The organism is Mesorhizobium sp. M2C.T.Ca.TU.002.02.1.1 (assembly GCF_003997225.1).
Genome location: NZ_RZTO01000519.1, coordinates 1 through 4,513 on the forward strand (window position 1 = coordinate 1; position 4,513 = coordinate 4,513).

The 4,513-nt window shown below is 63.5% G+C and carries 6 protein-coding genes; 2 read left to right on the plus strand and 4 right to left on the minus strand.

From position 1 onward, the window contains the following. A partial coding sequence (locus tag EOD07_RS23815) for a uracil-DNA glycosylase (RefSeq protein ID WP_127237187.1) occupies positions 1-519 on the plus strand: 519 nt, incomplete at its 5' end. Positions 520-548: 29 nt separating this feature from the next. On the opposite strand, the gene EOD07_RS23820 is transcribed toward EOD07_RS23815, so the two are convergent. Next, entirely contained in the window at positions 549-1,022 is a 474-nt protein-coding gene (locus EOD07_RS23820; protein ID WP_127237188.1) for an Lrp/AsnC ligand binding domain-containing protein, read from the minus strand. Between the two features lie 144 nt (positions 1,023-1,166). On the opposite strand from EOD07_RS23820, the gene EOD07_RS23825 reads away from it, so the two are divergent. Further along, the gene (locus tag EOD07_RS23825) at positions 1,167-2,096 is read left to right on the plus strand and encodes a DMT family transporter (protein ID WP_127237189.1); all 930 of its coding nucleotides are present in this window, start codon (positions 1,167-1,169) and stop codon (positions 2,094-2,096) included. Between the two features lie 39 nt (positions 2,097-2,135). Here the strand turns inward: EOD07_RS23825 and EOD07_RS23830 are convergent, their stop codons facing one another. From EOD07_RS23830 to dapA, 3 genes are all read right to left on the minus strand, one after another. Continuing rightward, a complete protein-coding gene (locus EOD07_RS23830) occupies positions 2,136-2,846 on the minus strand; it encodes a GH25 family lysozyme (protein ID WP_127237190.1) in 711 nt (236 codons plus the stop codon). Between the two features lie 152 nt (positions 2,847-2,998). Continuing rightward, the gene (gene smpB, locus EOD07_RS23835; RefSeq protein WP_041002108.1) at positions 2,999-3,478 is read right to left on the minus strand and encodes an SsrA-binding protein SmpB; all 480 of its coding nucleotides are present in this window, start codon (positions 3,476-3,478) and stop codon (positions 2,999-3,001) included. Positions 3,479-3,629: 151 nt separating this feature from the next. Beyond that, on the minus strand, positions 3,630-4,511 hold the full coding sequence (gene dapA, locus EOD07_RS23840) for a 4-hydroxy-tetrahydrodipicolinate synthase (protein WP_127237191.1): 882 nt from the start codon (positions 4,509-4,511) through the stop codon (positions 3,630-3,632). Positions 4,512-4,513 lie beyond the last annotated feature (2 nt).

Sequence of the window (4,513 nt, forward strand, 5' to 3'; positions counted from 1 at the left end):
GAAGCGTCGGTCCGCCTGCTGATCGTCGGGCTGGCGCCTGGCCTGCGCGGCGCCAACCGGACGGGGCGCCCCTTCACCGGCGACTATGCCGGCGACCTGCTCTATGGCACGATGATCGCGCAGGGCCTGGCGCGCGGCGAGTTCAAAGCAAGGCCGGATGACGGGCTGGAACTTGTCGGCACGGCCATCACCAATGCGGTGCGCTGCGTGCCGCCGGAGAACAAGCCGGTCGGCTCTGAGATCGCCACCTGCCGGACTTTTTTGAAACCCACCATCGCGCGCTTCCCCAACCTGCGCGCCATACTGACGCTGGGTTCGATCGCGCACCAGTCGACGGTGCGGGCGCTGGGCGAGCGCGTCGCGGCCATTCCGTTCCGCCATGGCGGAAGGCAGGAGGCCGGCGGCATCGCGCTGTTTTCCAGCTATCACTGCTCGCGCTACAACACCAATACGGGCGTGCTGACGCAGGAAATGTTCGTCAGCGTGTTCAGCGAGATCTCGGCGTTTCTGAAGAACTAGATTCAGGCGCCGCCCCGATGGTCCGGCGGCTATACCGGCAGCAGCGCATCCGGCTTCACGTCACCGATCGAGGCGTAAGTGTGCGTTTCCTTCACGCCGGGCAGCGGCAGGATGACCCGGGTCAGGAAATCCTGATAGGCGGCCATCTCCGCGATACGCGCCTTCACCAGATAGTCGAAGCCGCCGACGACCATGTGGCATTCGAGAACCTCGGGCGCCTTGGTCACCGCTTCGGCGAAGCGCTCGAAAATATGGGGCGCCGTATGGTCGAGACGCACCTCGATGAAGACGAGCGTGCCACGCCCGATCTTTGCCGGATTGAGCACGGCCCTGACCGCAGTGATGTAGCCTTCGCGAAACAGCCGCTTCACCCGCAGGCTGGCTCCGGTCGGCGACAGGCCGACACGCGCCGCAAGATCGAGTGTGGTGCGACGTCCATCCTCCTGCAGCAGCCGAAGAAGATTGCGGTCGACCGCGTCGAGGTCGTCTGCTTCAGCATTCACGCCAAATCTGCCTCTGATCTGCGAGTTTCACTCGAATTTCGATAAAGAAGCGTATTTTACCACAGGCTTTTCGGCAATAGCCTGCGCTTCCATCGCTTTCTGCGGAGACGGTCTTCGGTGGCGATGTCATGACGGCGGCGGAACATGGCGGACGCGCGAGACTCAGGAAACTCCAGGCTGGCGATCGTCGCGGGCCTGACCATGATCGGCATCTACGCTATCCAATTCGTCGCCGCCCGCTTCAGCCTCCGGGAGCACCTCACGGCGACGGATCTGGCCGCCTTACGCTTTGGCGGCGCGGGGGCGGTCTTTCTGCCGATCGTCTGGCGCGGCGGCTTCGCAGGCATGAGAGCGCTTGGCTGGCGCAGGGCCCTGGCATTGGCGGTGCTGGCCGGATTGCCTTATCCGCTGATCATCAATTGGGGACTGACCCATGCCCCCGCCGCCCATGCGGCAGCGCTTTGTCCCGCGTCGATCGTGTTCTTTTCGTTCCTGCTGTCACGCGTCGTGTTCAATGACGGCGCTTCGCGGCAACGGACCATCGGTGTGCTGGCGATCATCGCCGGCCTGTCGCTGTTCATCGCGCCGGCGCGCGACGGCACCGGCGGCGTTCTCTTCGGCGATATGCTTTTCATCGGATCGGGCCTGATGTTTTCGGCCTATGCCGTTCTTGTCAGGCGCTGGCGTGCCGATCCCGTCACGGCGACGGCCGCGGTGGTGCTCCTGTCCTGCCTGCCGCTGCCGGCTCTCTATCTCTTCGCGCCAAGCCATATCCATGCGGCGGCCGCCACGGAGATCATCAGCCAGATCGTGGTCCAGGGGATTCTGGCCGGCGCGACAGCCATGTTCCTTTATACTTACATCGTCCGGCAACTGGGGCCGCAGGCGGCATCGCTGTTCCTGCCCGGCATACCGATCGCCACCGTGGTTGTCGGCATGGCGGTGCTCGGCGAAACGCCGATGGCGATCCAGTTCGCAGCCATCGCGATCATGGCCGCCGGGATGGGCTTGTCGGCGATCGGAGGGCGGATTGCCAGCAAACGTCTTGATGCACCGGCGCAGGCAGGATCGTGAGCCTTCAGCGATACGGCAGACACTTCAAGAGCCGGCAATTCAGGGCGTCGGCGCGAACAACGCGGCCAGCGTCTCGCGGCTGCCCTTCAGAACGTTCAGATCGACATCACCTTCTATGCCGTCGACGCGGCCCATATTGTGATACTGCCAGTAGATCCAGTCGTTCTCGCGCGGCTTCATCGCCAGCGAACGCAGCCAGCGCTGACGGGTCATGATGCTGCCGGAATAGGTGTCGGCCGCTTCGTCGGTCAGATAGAAGATCGCCTGCTTGCCGAACGCCGCCTCGACCGGGCCGAGAAAAGCGGCAAGCTCGACATTCAACTGCTCGGGCGACGGACGCTGCGGGCAGTTGCCGCCGAATTCGATGTCGACCACTGGTGGCAAAAGCGGCTCGCCGCGTGGCACCACGGCGATAAAATTCCTCGCCTGGTCGGCGCCAGGACGGCAGAAGGTGAAGAAGTGATAGGCGCCGACCGCCAAGCCGGCCGCGCGAGCCTCGCGCAGATTGGTCGCGAACAGGGTGTCGACATGGGTGCCGCCTTCGGTCGCCTTGATGATGGCGAAGGCGACATCGTCGGCCGCCACGCGCGGCCAGTCGATCTTTCCCTGATGGTGGGAGACGTCGATGCCCCGGACCGGGAATTCCGCGCGGTTAGGTGAAAAGCCGCGGAACCAGAAATAGGCGCCTGCCACGACGGCACAGGCGACAACCACGCCGGCGAGGCCCCAGAAAACAATCCGCTTCCCCAAGATCCGTCCCCCGTCGGAGGGTGAGATTGCGCCGGACCAAGGAACCGGCAGTGGCTTTTTTCAGGCGGCCTGTTTCCGCCATCGGGCGAAGGCTCTTTTGTTTTTACGCAATTCCGAACGGAAAACCGCTACGCACTTTTCCTGGAATTGCTTTAGCCGCGCTCCTTCAGCAGCCGGCCCTTCTCGCGCGACCAGTCGCGCTGCTTTTCGGTCTCGCGCTTGTCATGCAATTTCTTGCCGCGGGCAATCGCCAAGAGCAGCTTGGCACGGCCACGGTCGTTGAAATAGATTTTCAGCGGCACCAGCGTCATGCCTTCGCGCTCGACGCTTTGCGAGAGTTTCGCCATCTCGCGCTTGGAGACCAGCAATTTGCGGCGGCGACGCGGCTCGTGGTTGAAGCGGTTGGCCTGCAGATATTCCGGCAGATAGGAATTGATCAGCCAGATCTCGCCGCCCTCCGCCGAGGCGTAGCTCTCCTGGATGTTGGCCTGGCCCTGGCGCAGCGACTTGACCTCGGTGCCGGTCAGCACCAAGCCGGTCTCGATCGTGTCAAGCACCTCGTAGGAGAAGCGCGCCTTGCGGTTTTCGGCGACCGTCCTGTTGTTGGGGTCGGCTTTCTTGACTTGATTCATGACGTCCAGAGTCCGTTTCGAAACTCGCTCCTGCGAGTCAGATGATGGCGTCATCGAGAACCGGAGCGGAGCGTACATATAGTACGTGAGCACCGGAAGCGCAGGTGGCGCCTTCAGATGGCCGCAGGAGTAGAGTTTCCAAACGGGCTCGCTAATTAATCAAGCCGGCATGCTTGAGCGCCGCGTCGATCTTTTCGGCGGTCGAGGGCTCGACCGTCACCAGCGGCGAGCGCACCACGTTCTCGACCTTGCCCAGCTTCGACAACGCATATTTCGACCCCGAAACGCCGGGCTCCATGAAGATCGCCTTGTGCAGCGGCAGGAGACGATCCTGCAGCTCGAGCGCCTTGGCGCTGTCGCCGGAAAGCGTGGCTTCCTGGAATTCGGCGCAGAGGCGCGGCGCGACATTCGAGGTGACCGAAATACAGCCGACGCCGCCATGGGCGTTGAAGCCAAGCGCGGAAGCATCCTCGCCGGATAGCTGGATGAACTCCTTGCCGCAGGTCATGCGCTGCTCAGAGACGCGCTCCACCTTGCCGGTGGCATCCTTGACGCCGACGATATTCTTGAAGTCGTGCGCCAGGCGGCCCATCGTCTCGGGCATCATGTCGATCACCGAGCGCGGCGGGATGTTGTAGATGATGATCGGCAGCTTGGTCGCGCGGGCAACGGCGGCGAAATGCTCATAAAGGCCGCGCTGCGTGGGCTTGTTGTAGTAAGGCGTGACGACAAGGGCGGCATCGGCGCCGGCCTGTTCGGCATACTTCACCAGGCCGACCGCTTCCTCGGTGTTGTTGGAGCCCGCGCCGGCCACGACCGGCACCCTGCCCCTGGCCACCTCGATGGCGACCTTCACGACATGGCGGTGCTCCTCATGCGAGAGCGTCGGCGACTCGCCGGTGGTGCCGACCGGGACGAGGCCCTTGGTGCCTTCGGCGATCTGCCATTCGACAAATAAGCGAAAGGCTTTCTCGTCGAAGCGCCCGCTCTTTTCGAACGGTGTCACGAGCGCGGTGAGCGAGCCTCTCAGCATAT

Bases quoted from the DNA above. Each gene is read 5' to 3' on its own strand.
- EOD07_RS23825 (WP_127237189.1), top strand. From the start codon at position 1,167: ATGGCGGACGCGCGAGACTCAGGAAACTCCAGGCTGGCGATCGTCGCG.
- smpB (WP_041002108.1), bottom strand. From the start codon at position 3,478: ATGAATCAAGTCAAGAAAGCCGACCCCAACAACAGGACGGTCGCCGAA.
- dapA (WP_127237191.1), bottom strand. From the start codon at position 4,511: ATGCTGAGAGGCTCGCTCACCGCGCTCGTGACACCGTTCGAAAAGAGC.